Below are 13,652 nucleotides of genomic sequence, written 5' to 3' on the forward strand. Positions count from 1 at the left end.
AACAAATAACCTTTTCTTATGCCATTTTCCTCAAATTGTCGCCGCTGTTGCATATGCTTGTACATACAAGTATATGTTAATAAACCCCGCTCATTGTTATGGCCTGTGAGTTGCCGTCATAAGATGAGATTTGTACCGATACTGTTTGAGGAACTAGCTGTGACTGCAAATAACAAAGTTCGCCATGTTGATATTCGCGCGCCCCGCGGCACACAATTAAACGCCAAAAGCTGGCTGACCGAAGCGCCGCTGCGCATGCTGATGAACAACCTCGATCCTGAAGTGGCTGAAAATCCACACGAACTGGTCGTTTATGGCGGTATCGGCCGCGCAGCCCGTGACTGGGACTGTTACGACAAGATTGTTGCCACCCTCAAAACGCTGGAAGACGACGAAACCTTGCTGGTGCAGTCCGGCAAGCCGGTCGGCGTGTTCAAAACGCACAGTAACGCCCCGCGCGTACTGATTGCCAACTCCAACCTGGTGCCTCACTGGGCCACCTGGGAACACTTTAACGAGCTGGATGCCAAGGGCCTGGCAATGTATGGCCAGATGACCGCTGGCAGCTGGATCTACATCGGTAGCCAGGGCATCGTGCAGGGTACTTACGAAACCTTCGTCGAAGCTGGCCGCCAGCATTACGACGGCAGCCTGAAAGGCCGCTGGGTGCTGACCGCCGGGCTGGGTGGTATGGGTGGCGCACAGCCACTGGCCGCTACCTTGGCCGGAGCCAGCTCGCTGAACATTGAATGCCAACAGAGCCGTATCGATTTCCGCCTGAAAACCCGCTATGTCGATGAGCAGGCCACCGATCTGGATGACGCACTGGCGCGCCTGAAAAAGTACTGCGCCGAAGGCAAAGCCATCTCGATTGCCCTGTGTGGCAACGCGGCAGAAATCCTGCCGGAGCTGGTCAAGCGTGGCGTGCGCCCGGACATGGTCACCGACCAGACCAGCGCCCACGATCCGCTCAACGGTTACCTGCCAAAAGGCTGGAGCTGGGAAGAGTATCGCCGCCGTGCACAAACCGAACCTGCAGTGGTGGTGAAGGCTGCCAAACAGTCGATGGCCGAACACGTAGAAGCCATGCTGGCGTTCCAGAAAATGGGTGTGCCTACCTTCGACTACGGCAACAACATTCGCCAGATGGCCAAAGAGATGGGCGTTGATAACGCCTTTGACTTCCCAGGCTTTGTACCTGCCTATATTCGCCCGCTGTTCTGCCGTGGCGTCGGTCCGTTCCGTTGGGCTGCGCTGTCTGGCGATCCGCAGGATATCTACAAGACCGACGCCATGGTCAAAGAGCTGATCCCAGACGATGAGCACCTGCACCGTTGGTTGGATATGGCACGTGAGCGCATCAGCTTCCAGGGTCTGCCAGCCCGTATCTGCTGGGTCGGCCTGGGCCAACGCGCCAAGTTGGGCCTGGCATTTAACGAGATGGTACGCCGCGGCGAACTCTCTGCTCCAATCGTCATTGGTCGTGACCACCTGGATTCCGGCTCGGTCGCCAGCCCGAACCGTGAAACCGAATCAATGAAAGACGGCTCTGATGCCGTATCCGACTGGCCGCTGCTCAACGCCCTGCTCAACACCGCGAGCGGTGCCACCTGGGTGTCTCTGCACCACGGCGGCGGCGTCGGCATGGGCTTCTCCCAACACTCCGGCATGGTGATCGTCTGTGACGGCACCGATGAAGCCGCCGAGCGTATCGCCCGCGTGCTGCATAACGACCCGGCCACCGGCGTTATGCGCCATGCCGATGCGGGTTACGAGATCGCTATCGACTGCGCCCGCGAGCAAGGTCTGAACCTGCCAATGGTTGCCGCTACTCAGGGAGAAAAAGCATGAAAGCTCTGACTATCCGCCCAGGTAAGCTGACGCTTGCCGAACTGCGCCAGGTTTATCAGCACCCGGTCATCCTGACGCTGGACGACAACGCCTACGGCGCGATCCAGCAGAGCGTTTCCTGCGTGGAACGCATTGTGGAAGAGAACCGCACCACTTACGGTATCAATACCGGCTTTGGCCTGCTGGCTTCCACCCGTATCGCCCGCGAAGATTTGGAGAACCTGCAACGTTCCATCGTGCTGTCACATGCGGCCGGTGTGGGTGCCCCTACCGATGACAGCCTGGTGCGCCTGATTATGGTGCTGAAGATCAACAGCCTGTCGCGTGGTTTCTCCGGCATCCGTCTGGAAGTGATCCAGGCGCTGATGGCGCTGGTGAACGCCGAAGTGTATCCGCATATCCCGCTGAAAGGCTCCGTCGGCGCTTCAGGCGATCTGGCCCCGCTGGCGCACATGAGTCTGGTGCTGTTGGGCGAAGGTAAAGCCCGCTATCAGGGTGAGTGGTTACCGGCCACCGAGGCGCTGGCCAAAGCGGGTCTGAAACCGTTAACGCTGGCAGCCAAAGAAGGCTTGGCACTGCTGAATGGCACCCAGGTTTCCGCCGCCTTTGCGCTGCGTGGCCTGTTTGATGCCGAAGATCTGTTTGCCGCCGCCACCGTAACCGGCAGCCTGACCGTGGAAGCTGCACTAGGATCTCGCAGCCCGTTCGACCCGCGTATTCATGAGGTTCGTGGCCAGCGCGGCCAGATCGACGCCGCCGCCGCTTATCGCCACCTGCTGGGGGCGCGTAGCGCAGTGTCTGATTCACACGCCAACTGCGAGAAGGTGCAGGATCCTTACTCCCTGCGCTGCCAACCGCAGGTGATGGGTGCCTGCCTGACGCAGATCCGCCAGGCCGCCGAAGTGCTGGAGATCGAGGCCAACGCCGTTTCCGATAACCCGCTGGTGTTTGCCGAACAGGGCGATGTGCTATCCGGTGGCAACTTCCACGCCGAACCGGTAGCCATGGCTGCCGATAACCTGGCGCTGGCGTTTGCCGAAATCGGTTCACTCTCCGAGCGCCGTATTTCACTGATGATGGATAAGCACATGTCGCAGCTGCCACCGTTCCTGGTGGATAACGGCGGGGTGAACTCCGGCTTTATGATTGCCCAGGTCACCGCAGCAGCGCTGACCAGCGAGAACAAGGCACTGGCGCACCCGGCCAGCGTTGACAGCATCCCAACCTCGGCCAACCAGGAAGACCATGTCTCGATGGCACCGGCTGCGGGCCGCCGCCTGTGGGAAATGGCGGATAACGTCCGCGGCATTCTGGCTGTAGAATGGTTAGCGGCCTGCCAGGGGCTGGATCTGCGTAAAGGTCTGCAAACCACCGCAGGGCTGGAGCAGGCTCGGCATCTGCTGCGCGAGCATGTCGCCTACTACGATAAGGATCGGTTCTTCGCCCCCGATATCGAAGCCGCCAGCCAACTGTTGGCAGCAGGCCATCTGACCGCGCTGATCCCAGCCACCTTGTTACCTAGCCAGGCGTAACGCCTTTAGGCCGTGCCCCGTCAGTCTGGGGCACGGCCTATTACCCTGCACAATTCGTCCTCTATCCCGCCGGGGTTCGTTCCCCCTGTGCGGATAGCGCTGCCTGTCCGACAACAATATGATTAAAACGGAGAAGCAACATGCGTAATGAGAAACCCCAGCTCCGGCGTGGCCTGAACGCGCGACATATCCGCTTTATGGCCCTGGGTTCGGCCATCGGTACCGGTCTGTTCTATGGTTCCGCTGGCGCTATTCAACTGGCTGGCCCGGCCGTACTGCTTGCCTATCTGGTGGGTGGCGCGGCGGTATTTATGGTGATGCGTGCCTTGGGGGAGATGGCGGTGCATCAGCCCGTCTCCGGCTCCTTCGGCCACTACGCCAGCCATTACCTCGGCCCGTTGGCGGGCTTCCTCACCGGTTGGACCTATACCTTCGAAATGGTGATCGTGGCCCTGGCCGACGTGACGGCCTTCGGCATCTATATGGGCCTATGGTTCCCGGACGTCGCGCAATGGGTTTGGGTGCTGAGCATCATTCTGTTTATCGGCGCGCTTAACCTGTGCAGCGTCAAAGTGTTTGGCGAGATGGAGTTCTGGCTGTCGCTGGTCAAGGTTGCCGCCATCGTGGCGATGATCGTTGGTGGGGCCGCCGTGATGTTGTTCGGCTTCGGTGTCACGCAGGAAGCGACCGGCTTCAGCAATCTGTGGCAACACGGTGGCTTTATGCCTAACGGCATCGGTGGCGTTATTGCCTCCCTGGCCGTGGTGATGTTCGCCTTCGGCGGAATTGAAATTATCGGTATCACCGCCAGCGAAGCCAAAGATCCCGCCAAAGTGCTGCCCAAGGCGATAAACGCCGTGCCGGTCCGTATCCTGCTGTTCTACGTGCTGACCCTGCTGGTATTGATGTCTATCTATCCGTGGAACAGCATCGGCCAGAACGGTAGCCCGTTTGTCGAGATTTTCAGCCATATGGGCATCAGCTCGGCGGCTAACGTGTTGAACGTGGTGGTGATCACCGCCGCCATTTCCGCCATCAACAGCGACATCTTCGGCGCTGGCCGCATGATGTACGGCATGGCGCAGGATGGCCAGGCTCCCAAGGCCTTCACCAAGCTGACCGGTAACGGCGTACCTTGGATGACGGTGTTGGTGATGTCCATTGCCCTGCTGTTGGCCGTAGTGCTCAACTATCTGATCCCCAAACAGATCTTTATCATCATTGCCTCCATCGCCACCTTTGCCACGGTGTGGGTATGGCTGATGATCCTGCTGTCGCAGATCGCCATGCGCCGCACGCTCACTAAAGATGAAGTGGCCAAGCTGAGCTTCCCAGTGCCTTGGTGGCCGGTCGCTCCCGCTTTGGCAACGGCATTTATGGTGTTCGTGATTGGCCTGCTCGGTTACTTCGAGGAAAGCCGTATCGCGCTGTATGTCGGGCTAGTCTGGGTAGCCTTCCTGACGCTGGCTTATACCTTGTGGGTACGCAAAAAAGGTGGGGAAACCTCTGCCGTAGTCTCAACAGAAAGCCGCTAAAAACCAGCCCACCAGCCTCGATTAATGAGGCTGGTGCCCGCTGCGGCAGGTTTACTGGCAACGCGCCAGCGCCTGATTGATATCCGCCTTCAAATCAGTAACATCCTCCAGCCCGGCAGAAAGCCGGATCAGCCCGTCGCTGATATGGTGCCGACGGCGTTCTTCGGCGCTGTAGGCTGAGTGCGTCATACTCGCCGGATGCTGCGCCAAGGACTCGCAATCTCCCAGGCTCACCGCCCGCAGGATCAGATTTAATCCGTTGAGGAAGCGGATCCCGGCCTCCATTCCCCCTTTCAGCTCAAAGGCCAGCATCCCGCCAGGTCGGCTCATCTGCTGGCTGGCCAAGCCATGCTGCGGGAAGCTCTCCAATCCAGGGTAATACACGCGCTCCACCGCCGGATGCTGTTCCAATAGCTCTGCCAGCTGCTGAGCGTTGTCGCAATGGCGCTCCATGCGCAATGGCAGGGTTTTCAGGCCGCGGAGCAACAAAGACGCATCCTGCGCCGACAGCACCGCACCGGTCATGTCCTTCAAGCCAATCAGGCGGATCTCCTGTGCCAGTTCAGCCTTGGCGATCACCAGGCCGGCCAGCAGATCGCCATGCCCACCCAGATATTTGGTGGCAGAATGCACCACCATATCCGCCCCCAACGACAGCGGCTGTTGCAGATAAGGTGTGCAGTAGGTGTTATCCACCAACAGCAACGCTCGTGGTTGGCCGTGAGTGATTGCGGCGATGGCCGGAATATCGATCAGGCGCATATTCGGGTTGGCTGGCGTTTCGCAATATACCAGCCGGGTGCGTGGCCCAATGGTCTTCGCCAGTTGCTCCGGGCGTGTCAGGTCAACGTGAGTGATTTTCACGCCGTAACGCGCCAGACCATGATGGAAGTAGCTAAAGGTGCAGCCATAAATCGTTTCATCGACGATCAGTTCATCGCCCGGTGCCAGCAGCGTCCAACAACAGGCAGTGATCGCTCCCATACCGGAGGAGAACGCCACGGCAGCCTCTCCGCCCTCCAGGTTGGCGATACGCTGCTCCAGTAAATTCAGCGTCGGATTGGCAATACGCGAGTAAAAATAGCCAGGCTCGGTGCCAGCGAAACAGGCACCGCCATATTCCGCCGAAGGAAAGGTAAAGGTCGAACTCATAAAAACCGGTGGGCAAAGCGCACCCAGAAATTGCTGCGGGTCATAACCGTGATGAATGGCACGTGTGGCAAACGCCTGTTTGGAATTGATTGACATAAAGATGTCCTGTTGGGGGAGAAGAGTTGCCGTCAGCTTTCTGCTGGCAACGATGAGGTTCGCAAACGCTGGCCGATGATTTGCAATGTGCGCAACACCAGCATCAATCCCAATAGCGTGTCCGGCTGGCGCAGCAGCGCATAGATCGAACGGTAGTTGGCAGGCGAGGAATTCAGTTGCAGCTCGCTATGCGCCATCTTCAGCGCCATGCCGCCCTCCCAACCCGCAGCGACCACGCCTTCGAACACCCCGGCCAGTTTTTCCACCAGCGCGTTGTCCGCAATATCCGTTATGTCGGACAGCAACGACAGCAGATCGACCACGTTATCCAGCCTGCCGGTCGCCAGCAGCGGCTCGAGCTTGGCCAACAAGGCATCTAACGGCTGTGCTTGAGATGAGTCCATAGTTCCTCCGTTCAAATCAGTCCGCGTACGGTGGCCCAGTACAGGCCACGGTTAAACCCGTTGCGCAGCATGCCGCCCAGCTTGGTGGCAGGGGTGGGGATCACGTCATGGCGATAGTCGTAAACCAACGGCATACCGGCCTGTAGCCCCATTTGGGCGATGGCCTGTACCTTGCCGTCGTAATGGGTGTGGGGCTGGCCTAAGCGCAGTTCCGCGACGATATTGTCGGCAATCACCGGGGCCTGGTTATGGCAGGAACCGCCCGCCTTGCTGACCGGCAGATCGACGGTATCGCCAATCACATAAACGCCCTGCTGCCCATAAACCTGCAGCGTCTGGTGATCGGTGGGGAGCCAGCCTTCGCCGTTATCGATATCGCTCAGCCCGGTGTTGCGCACCGCTTCCACCGCACGGATCGGCGGGGTAGCCATCAGGATGTCGAAGGGTTGCTCATCGCCCTCAGCGGAATAGGCAATGCGCCGTTCGCTATCCACTTTGCTTAGGGTAAAACCACGCTGATGCTTGATATCGCGGGCTGCAAAAATGCTGGGCAAAGCCTCGCCGGTGGGGCGTTGCAGGAACAGGCAGTTACGCAGGAGCTGCGAAATGGTCGGGTAGGTGTAAACAATTTCAACGTTGTTACGCACACCGCGCCGCCGCAGGTAGTCATCCAGCATCAGGGTGGTTTCTATCGGGGCAATACCACATTGGTGCGGTACGTTGGGCGTTTGTGGGAACGACACCGTGATAAAAATGCGCCCTTTCTCGATAGTGGCCAACTTTTGCGCCAACTGGCGAGCCGCCTGATATTGGTAAAAGTGATCGCCCGCCTGGGCCAATCCTTCAATCTGTTCAGGCCAGGGTACGCAGCCGGTGGCAAAGACTAAAAAGTCGTAGTGATATTTACTACCACTGCGGGTATAAATACAACGTTGGGATAAATCGAATTGTTCAGCCTTATCAACAATAAACTGTATCTCTGGCCGTAATAGGCTTTGCTGTGGCCTGGTCAGTTCCTGTTTGAAAAAGGCATTAAAGGCGACATACATAAACGCGGGCTTATAATAATGCACCGGCGAGTCGGAAATCATCATGATTTCTATCTGATTATTGATAACCTCCCGATGTAACTTGGCGGCCAAAAGATTGGCCAGTATGGTACCTCCCGTACCACCACCTACAATAATTATCCTACTTCGCATTCCAACCTCTCAGTCTGTATGCAACAAAGTACGATAGCCAATGGCATTATTCCACTGGCTCTATTTAAGGTATTTAATCGTGGGAAAAACAGATATTTCCCTGATAGAATTAAGAGTCTAGTAGCTAACAGCCATAAGACATAATCAAAAGGAATATAAAAATAGGATTTTTATTACACCAATAAAATCATGGCGTTATAAATATTGAAAATAAAATAAATACCATGGTAATTAGTTGAATACTATAAATTGCATATCTCAGCTATATCACTATGGTGGTTTTCCTGGCAGATCTAGTTATTATGCTGCTGACATGCTCCATCCAAGCTATAGCCCACCATCGCCATATACAGGCTAAAGTAGCGCTCTGCCATCTCAATAAACGAGCTATTTAACTCAATCAACACGTTATTTTTGGTGGTGAGCAGACCCGACTTTTCCGCCGCCAGCAGGATCCGATTGATATGCGTACGGGACACCGAGCTAAACTTGGCGATCTCCGCCGAGGACAAAAACAGCATGTGGGAATTGTGGCGGATACTTTCCATAAATAGCATCAGCAACACCATATGGCCCGCATCTTTAGTAATAAATAATGCGGCCTGTGGTACCAGATCGTTCAGATAGACCTCCTGTATCATCAGTTGGCCGTAAACCTTAAAGAACGCAGGTAAAAACCAGCTCTGCTCCAGCAGGTCGGCAACCGGAATTTCGGGGGCCAACGTTTGATAGGGCAACGCCATCGAGGAAACCAACTCATGGGTTTGGCGCAGGGCATTCTGGGTAGGCCTAAACAATAGCGTGCGCCGGTCTTGCTCGTCCTTCTTGACCTCTAGCCAGCGCCCAACGCGCAGGAAGAACAGAAACGAATCCAACGCGTTCTCGCTGATAATATCTTTGCCTTTAAAAAAGGCTTTAACATCCTTCAGGGCTGCCCCACTTTGGGTGTAATAAATAGCCAGCAGAGTCGAGCAGATAATAAAGCGGCTGTTACGGAAGATGATTTTGTAGAACATAGGATGATTCCGATAGGTTTCATCTATCATCACGCCATGTTTAATTATCGCCTGATGGAACCGCCCCGAGCTTCTTATCTTGCCGGCCCGTTCTTCCAATTCAAGTTCGATCTGATGTTTAGTGGGTATCATCTTATTCTCTATTTGGCCGCTAGGTGCGGCCTGTTATTTCCGTACGGCATATTGCTGATCGACCGCATTACCCTGATCGTCGATTATGGCGGCGTTGACCATCGCTGAAGAGATAGCCCCTGATTGAACAATATCATTAATCCGATACTTTTTACTGCCGTAAGGCGGCGTCATCATATCGCTCTCTTGTTGCACCGGATAATCCTGCTGGCCAATGCGCAGCGCAAGACGGGAAAAAGAAAGATGAACCGGCGACGGGTTATCGCACAGCAAGACGTAATGATTATCTTCCTTTTTCAGTGTGAACACCGGCTTAGGCGCATCCTTCTCGGCCGCAACCACCGCCTTGGGACGATAGAAAATCTTCATCTGGGTGTTCATCGCCATGGTCACGCTAGGCTGCAGAGGAGGGATCACCGGGCGCGTCGGTGGGATTTCGTACAGATTAATCCAGAAGACCGATTCCCTATCCGTTGGCAATGACTGCTGGTTATAAATCAGCCTCAGCCCTTTCATGGTCTTGGGCGGCATGCTAAATACCGCAGGCAAGCTGACAAAAGGCGCTGTTGATTGCTCGGGGGCCGCATTGACATCCCCATCGTCTACCCAGGTTTGTACCACGATCGGGTAGTCGTTGGTATTGAGGAGCATCAAGCTTTTTTCATTATCGCCCTCACGAAAAATCACTCGCGTCGCGGAGGCAATAATGCCGGCCTGAGCCAGCATTGCAGGTAACAAGCCGCCGAGCAGCAGTAGCATACAGACGATTTTCTTCATAATATTCTCTACTGTACCTTGACCCAAACATACGCCTTGGCGTCAACCTTGCCCGCCGTAACGGTCTGGCCCGGCAAGCGTGATAACGTGGCGGTCAACTGCGTGGTGTAATGGGTATACCCCGTCGCGGTGCTGCCCCCGCTGCTTGCGCCATCAAGCACAGGGTACCAACCCGCATTATTACCCTGCGGGCACTGGCCAGCACTACAGCGGGCCCAGCCGACAAAATTCATTGGCGTACCGTTGCTACTGTTAGAGAGCGCAATTCCCACGCCAGTCGCTACACTGCTGTCCGTGCCATAACCGTCAGAGAGCAGATAGCTGACGCCACCGCTGGCGTTGACCAGGCCAAGCTGTTGCGCCAGAGCAAAGCTGGCATAAGGGACTTGCAGCCCCAGGGCGGTGCGATTGGTGCTAATCCCCGAAACGGCTGCATTATCACATTCGATATTGATGGTGAACTGGGCCTGAGAAGTTCGCCCTGCGGTTAATTGGCCGACGGAAAGCGTCGGCAGGATCACCAGTGGCGTCACGTTGCGTGCCACACAGGTGGCGGTGTAAGAAAGGGAAGAAATCGGTGACGTTCCCATCCCCATCGCATTCCAACGCCCGCTTCCCCAGGTCGCAAAGTTGGTGGCCGAATCGCTACCGATTGGATCGGACGCAATGCCCGGCCCTTGGAAGGTCACATAGCCATTAGGCTGGATGCAGGTATAGTTCGAATTACCCGTGGTGGAAGCCATGCCACTCAATGGATTAGAGGCAATGTAACCACAGTAGTTACTGGCACCACGGCCGGGGAGCGAGCTGATGCGGATCAGATCTGCCCGGATGGGGCTGAAATCCTTGACACGGACCTGGATCTTGTCACCCACGGTGGCGTAGCGGGTGATTGGCGTTGCCTGCCAGTAACGGGTAAAGACCTTGCCCGAATCCAGATGGGTCAGCCGAATGCCGACATAGGGAAAGTAGGTGGCAAAATAATTGGGATTGCCGTCCGCAGCTCCTAAATCATAATACCCCCCTACCCGATCGTCACCGTTGGTGGCAAATACTTCAAAAATCTGCCCGGCGTCACTGGCATCGCACTCATACAAGACTTTGTTCGGGTCTGGGTAACGGACGCCGGAGGTGAAATCAAATACACTGCTGCCCAGCGGTGTGCCAACGGGTTGCAGGTATGTGCTGGTCAGGTTGATACGCCCCAGGCCGATCCCGACGCCACAGGCATCGCAACCGGAGTCAATCAGTGGCGAAACGCGAGTGCATCTGGCTGCCGCTGGTAAGCAGACCCCTGCAAAAAGGCTCCCCAACAGCGCCAACCGCAGCAGTAAAAATAACTTCATGGAATAACCTCCGGTGAATAATCGGTGAATCAGCGGCATGTCGCCTTCAGCAGCAGGAGCGGCTCATCGGTTGGCGGGGGTAATTTATAGGGCAGACTGCATCGTTCGCTCGCCCCTTCTCCCCAGTGTAAGGTCAATTTCCCTTGCGGTTTATCACTGCGCAGATAGACCTGATTAGCCTGGCCGACCATGCCGACATCGTTATTGTTTTCATCAAAGACCGAGGTCCCCATCGGGATTATACTGCCATCCGGCCGCTGAACTTTGATCAGCACAGCCTGGCCCCGTATCGTCTTGAAGTGCACTCGCACCGTGGCTCCAGCGAAAGGTGCCACGCGCTGTTGCCCATCTTCCAATTCTGCTTTGCTGCTCATCCCCTGCGGATCCAGAGCTACAGAATTGAAATGATAGGGCACCAGCGAAGGAACCAGCGCATAACCGAAACGATCGACACGAGCTCCCTGCCCATCCATCACTTGAGCACCACGCGCACCAGGGGCATCGATCAGGGCAAAGGTATCCCCAACATAAGGCCCGAGGGTGACCCCACCGCGATGGGCAACCACGGCCCCCTGTAGCGCAGCCGATCCCTGCCAATATTGGCTGGATGCTGAAACCGAGCCGGTGGCACTGGCATAAGGCAGGCGGGTTTGCAGGTTCCCCCCCCAGATGCTGTTACGGTTATTATCGTCGGTGGTGAAATTAAGCCCATAGCCGACCGGCTGCGTCTCCCCCACGTTGCCCGAGATCGCCGCCTGATAGCTCCCTCCCTGCCCTTGGCTATGATTAGAGAACAACGATGCCGTTGGCGCAGAAGAAGAGCGGCCAAGAGGAAAGGAAACCGAGAGCGAGCTAACGGTTTGCGAGGTATTGGTACTCCTGGGGTCATTGGTATTCACATAGGGCTGGCTGCCGTCATAATAGGCGCTATTGTTGCCGTTCAGGCTACGGGTACGCGTCACCGAAAGATTCAACGCGACGCCGTTGCCAAATACCTTGCCCCACCCCAACTGTAGCTGATTATCCCTGCCGCGCCCATCGCGATAATCCTGCGTAGAGCCTGACAGCGTCAGGTTACCCAATGAGCCGATCCCCTGATTGACGGCCACTTCAAAGCGCGACTGCTGGCGATAGGAATCGGATTGCCAGCTTTGTCCACTGCTTTCTGCCTGACGTACGCCAAGCACATCGCTCAAATCACGAAACCCTTCGGTGGAGTAACGATACCCGGCAATGGAAAGCGTGGTATCCGTTGGGGTAAAGCTTTTGCTATAGGACAGGTGCAGCATCCAGCCCGAGGTAGTGCCTTCCGGCAGGCTGGCATGGGAAAACGTGCTATCCAGGCCAAAAGCCCCCAGTGAGTTACTGTAGACCCCACCCAGCATCAAGGCCTGATAACCGTCAGCTAACTGGTTGCCAGCGTTAAACGTCACCGAGTTGCTCAAACCATACTGCCAGGTCAGCTCACTGAACAGATCGTTGTCGCCGATAAAGCGCGATCGACCAAGAGTCGCCGAATAGCGTGAGGAGCCGGGGCGCATGGATTGGGGAACGGCAGAGAAGGGCACGGTGAAGGTACTGACGCTACCATCGGCCTCGGTCACCACTACCGTCAGGTCACCGGAGAAGTTGGTGGCAAACAGATCGTCAATCGCAAATGGGCCGGGAGCCACCGTGGTTTCATACAGTTGGCTTCTGCCCTGAAACACGGTCACCCTGGCGTTACTGTTGGCAATACCACGCACCACGGGAGCATAGCCTCGCAGCGAGTCCGGCAGCATACGATCGTCCGACGTCATCCGGACGCCGCGAAACCCCAGCCCGGCGAAGAAATGGCCGTCGGTAAAGCCTTCCCCCAACAACACCTCACTGCGTAACGGCAGTACCGCCCGCTGGACATAGCGGCGGCTGGTATCCCAATGGCTGCCAAATTCATTATCATAACGGAAGCTGGATTGCTGACGGTAACGCCATAGCCCCAGGTTAAAACCCCCGTTCAGGTTGGCGAAGGTGGAGTTGAGGTCCTTGGTCTGCCCCTGGCGGTAGTTGACGTGATATTGGTTAACGTTGTAGTTGAAAAACGCCATTGTTTCACCACTGCTCAGGCTACCAGGGCTAACGCTGCCACGAGGTTTATGGTTCAACAAACTCTGTGGAATGCTGAGATCCAATCTTAGTTGTGACATATCGGCCTGAACCTGAATATCTTTAAGATCGCGTCCAGGTTGCAGGCAGCCTTCCCCAGGCAATGCCGGCACTTCCTTTAAGCCAAGCTGCTCCAACTGTTGCGGCTCAAAACACGGCAATACGTGCCGATCGTCGCCCAGGATAAAGCGGATTTTGCTGCGTTCAACAAATACACCGTTGGTAAACAGCTCGACCTCATAAGTGCCCGGCGTCACCAGATCCTGTTGGTTGAACTGTTCGAGTTGCGTGGTGCTGAAAACGCTGCCACGCAGTAAATCGGCGTCGAAGGCGTAGTCGTCCGTCGCGCCTTGTGCCAGAGAGATCCCGCCCAGAGAGAGCAAAAAGAGGCCATAGCGGCAGCACGTTGATAGCAGAGGCGGAAATGTGGGATAGTTTTTTTGCGACATCAGGACCTCCCTGTC

At 56.2% G+C, this 13,652-nt stretch carries 10 protein-coding genes; 3 read left to right on the plus strand and 7 right to left on the minus strand.

The genetic code is table 11. The features are described from left to right. The first annotated feature begins 159 nt into the window (after positions 1-159). The 3 genes from hutU to ACX9GU_RS22495 all read left to right on the plus strand — a co-directional run bounded on the left by hutU (position 160) and on the right by ACX9GU_RS22495 (position 4,918). Positions 160-1,851, plus strand: coding sequence for a urocanate hydratase (gene hutU, locus ACX9GU_RS22485; protein ID WP_024483429.1), 1,692 nt, complete (start codon positions 160-162; stop codon positions 1,849-1,851). Further along, entirely contained in the window at positions 1,848-3,383 is a 1,536-nt protein-coding gene (gene hutH / locus ACX9GU_RS22490; protein ID WP_473192979.1) for a histidine ammonia-lyase, read from the plus strand. Before hutU ends, hutH begins: the two co-directional genes overlap by 4 nt. A 140-nt stretch (positions 3,384-3,523) precedes the next feature. Beyond that, positions 3,524-4,918: an amino acid permease gene (locus tag ACX9GU_RS22495; protein WP_059199787.1), complete on the plus strand. Its 1,395-nt coding sequence runs from the start codon at positions 3,524-3,526 to the stop codon at positions 4,916-4,918. A gap of 51 nt (positions 4,919-4,969) precedes the next feature. On the opposite strand, the gene ACX9GU_RS22500 is transcribed toward ACX9GU_RS22495, so the two are convergent. From ACX9GU_RS22500 to ACX9GU_RS22530, 7 genes are all read right to left on the minus strand, one after another. Further along, positions 4,970-6,166 (minus strand): methionine gamma-lyase, encoded by a 1,197-nt coding sequence (locus tag ACX9GU_RS22500; protein ID WP_473192980.1) that lies wholly within the window; start codon positions 6,164-6,166, stop codon positions 4,970-4,972. 32 nt (positions 6,167-6,198) lie between these two features. Beyond that, positions 6,199-6,570 (minus strand): hypothetical protein, encoded by a 372-nt coding sequence (locus ACX9GU_RS22505; RefSeq protein WP_473192981.1) that lies wholly within the window; start codon positions 6,568-6,570, stop codon positions 6,199-6,201. 11 nt (positions 6,571-6,581) lie between these two features. Continuing rightward, positions 6,582-7,772, minus strand: a complete 1,191-nt coding sequence (locus ACX9GU_RS22510) for an NAD(P)/FAD-dependent oxidoreductase (RefSeq protein WP_473192982.1) — start codon at positions 7,770-7,772, stop codon at positions 6,582-6,584. Positions 7,773-8,065: 293 nt separating this feature from the next. Further along, positions 8,066-8,788 (minus strand): cyclic nucleotide-binding domain-containing protein, encoded by a 723-nt coding sequence (locus ACX9GU_RS22515; protein ID WP_473192983.1) that lies wholly within the window; start codon positions 8,786-8,788, stop codon positions 8,066-8,068. A gap of 165 nt (positions 8,789-8,953) precedes the next feature. Then, complete coding sequence (locus ACX9GU_RS22520; protein ID WP_473192984.1) at positions 8,954-9,697, minus strand: fimbrial biogenesis chaperone; 744 nt, start codon at positions 9,695-9,697, stop codon at positions 8,954-8,956. Positions 9,698-9,705: 8 nt separating this feature from the next. After that, positions 9,706-11,043 carry a fimbrial protein gene (locus ACX9GU_RS22525; protein WP_473192985.1) on the minus strand — a complete coding sequence of 446 codons (1,338 nt, stop codon included), beginning with the start codon at positions 11,041-11,043 and terminating at the stop codon, positions 9,706-9,708. Between the two features lie 29 nt (positions 11,044-11,072). Continuing rightward, complete coding sequence (locus ACX9GU_RS22530) at positions 11,073-13,637, minus strand: fimbria/pilus outer membrane usher protein (protein WP_473192986.1); 2,565 nt, start codon at positions 13,635-13,637, stop codon at positions 11,073-11,075. Positions 13,638-13,652: the final 15 nt, after the last annotated feature.

The sequence above is a fragment of the Serratia sp. K1WW1 genome (assembly GCF_055790865.1).

Excerpts from the sequence above, each read along its gene's own strand:
- hutH (WP_473192979.1), top strand. The coding sequence starts at position 1,848 with ATGAAAGCTCTGACTATCCGCCCAGGTAAGCTGACGCTTGCCGAACTG.
- ACX9GU_RS22495 (WP_059199787.1), top strand. The coding sequence starts at position 3,524 with ATGCGTAATGAGAAACCCCAGCTCCGGCGTGGCCTGAACGCGCGACAT.
- ACX9GU_RS22500 (WP_473192980.1), bottom strand. The coding sequence starts at position 6,166 with ATGTCAATCAATTCCAAACAGGCGTTTGCCACACGTGCCATTCATCAC.
- ACX9GU_RS22505 (WP_473192981.1), bottom strand. The coding sequence starts at position 6,570 with ATGGACTCATCTCAAGCACAGCCGTTAGATGCCTTGTTGGCCAAGCTC.
- ACX9GU_RS22510 (WP_473192982.1), bottom strand. The coding sequence starts at position 7,772 with ATGCGAAGTAGGATAATTATTGTAGGTGGTGGTACGGGAGGTACCATA.
- ACX9GU_RS22515 (WP_473192983.1), bottom strand. The coding sequence starts at position 8,788 with ATGTTCTACAAAATCATCTTCCGTAACAGCCGCTTTATTATCTGCTCG.
- ACX9GU_RS22520 (WP_473192984.1), bottom strand. The coding sequence starts at position 9,697 with ATGAAGAAAATCGTCTGTATGCTACTGCTGCTCGGCGGCTTGTTACCT.
- ACX9GU_RS22525 (WP_473192985.1), bottom strand. The coding sequence starts at position 11,043 with ATGAAGTTATTTTTACTGCTGCGGTTGGCGCTGTTGGGGAGCCTTTTT.
- ACX9GU_RS22530 (WP_473192986.1), bottom strand. The coding sequence starts at position 13,637 with ATGTCGCAAAAAAACTATCCCACATTTCCGCCTCTGCTATCAACGTGC.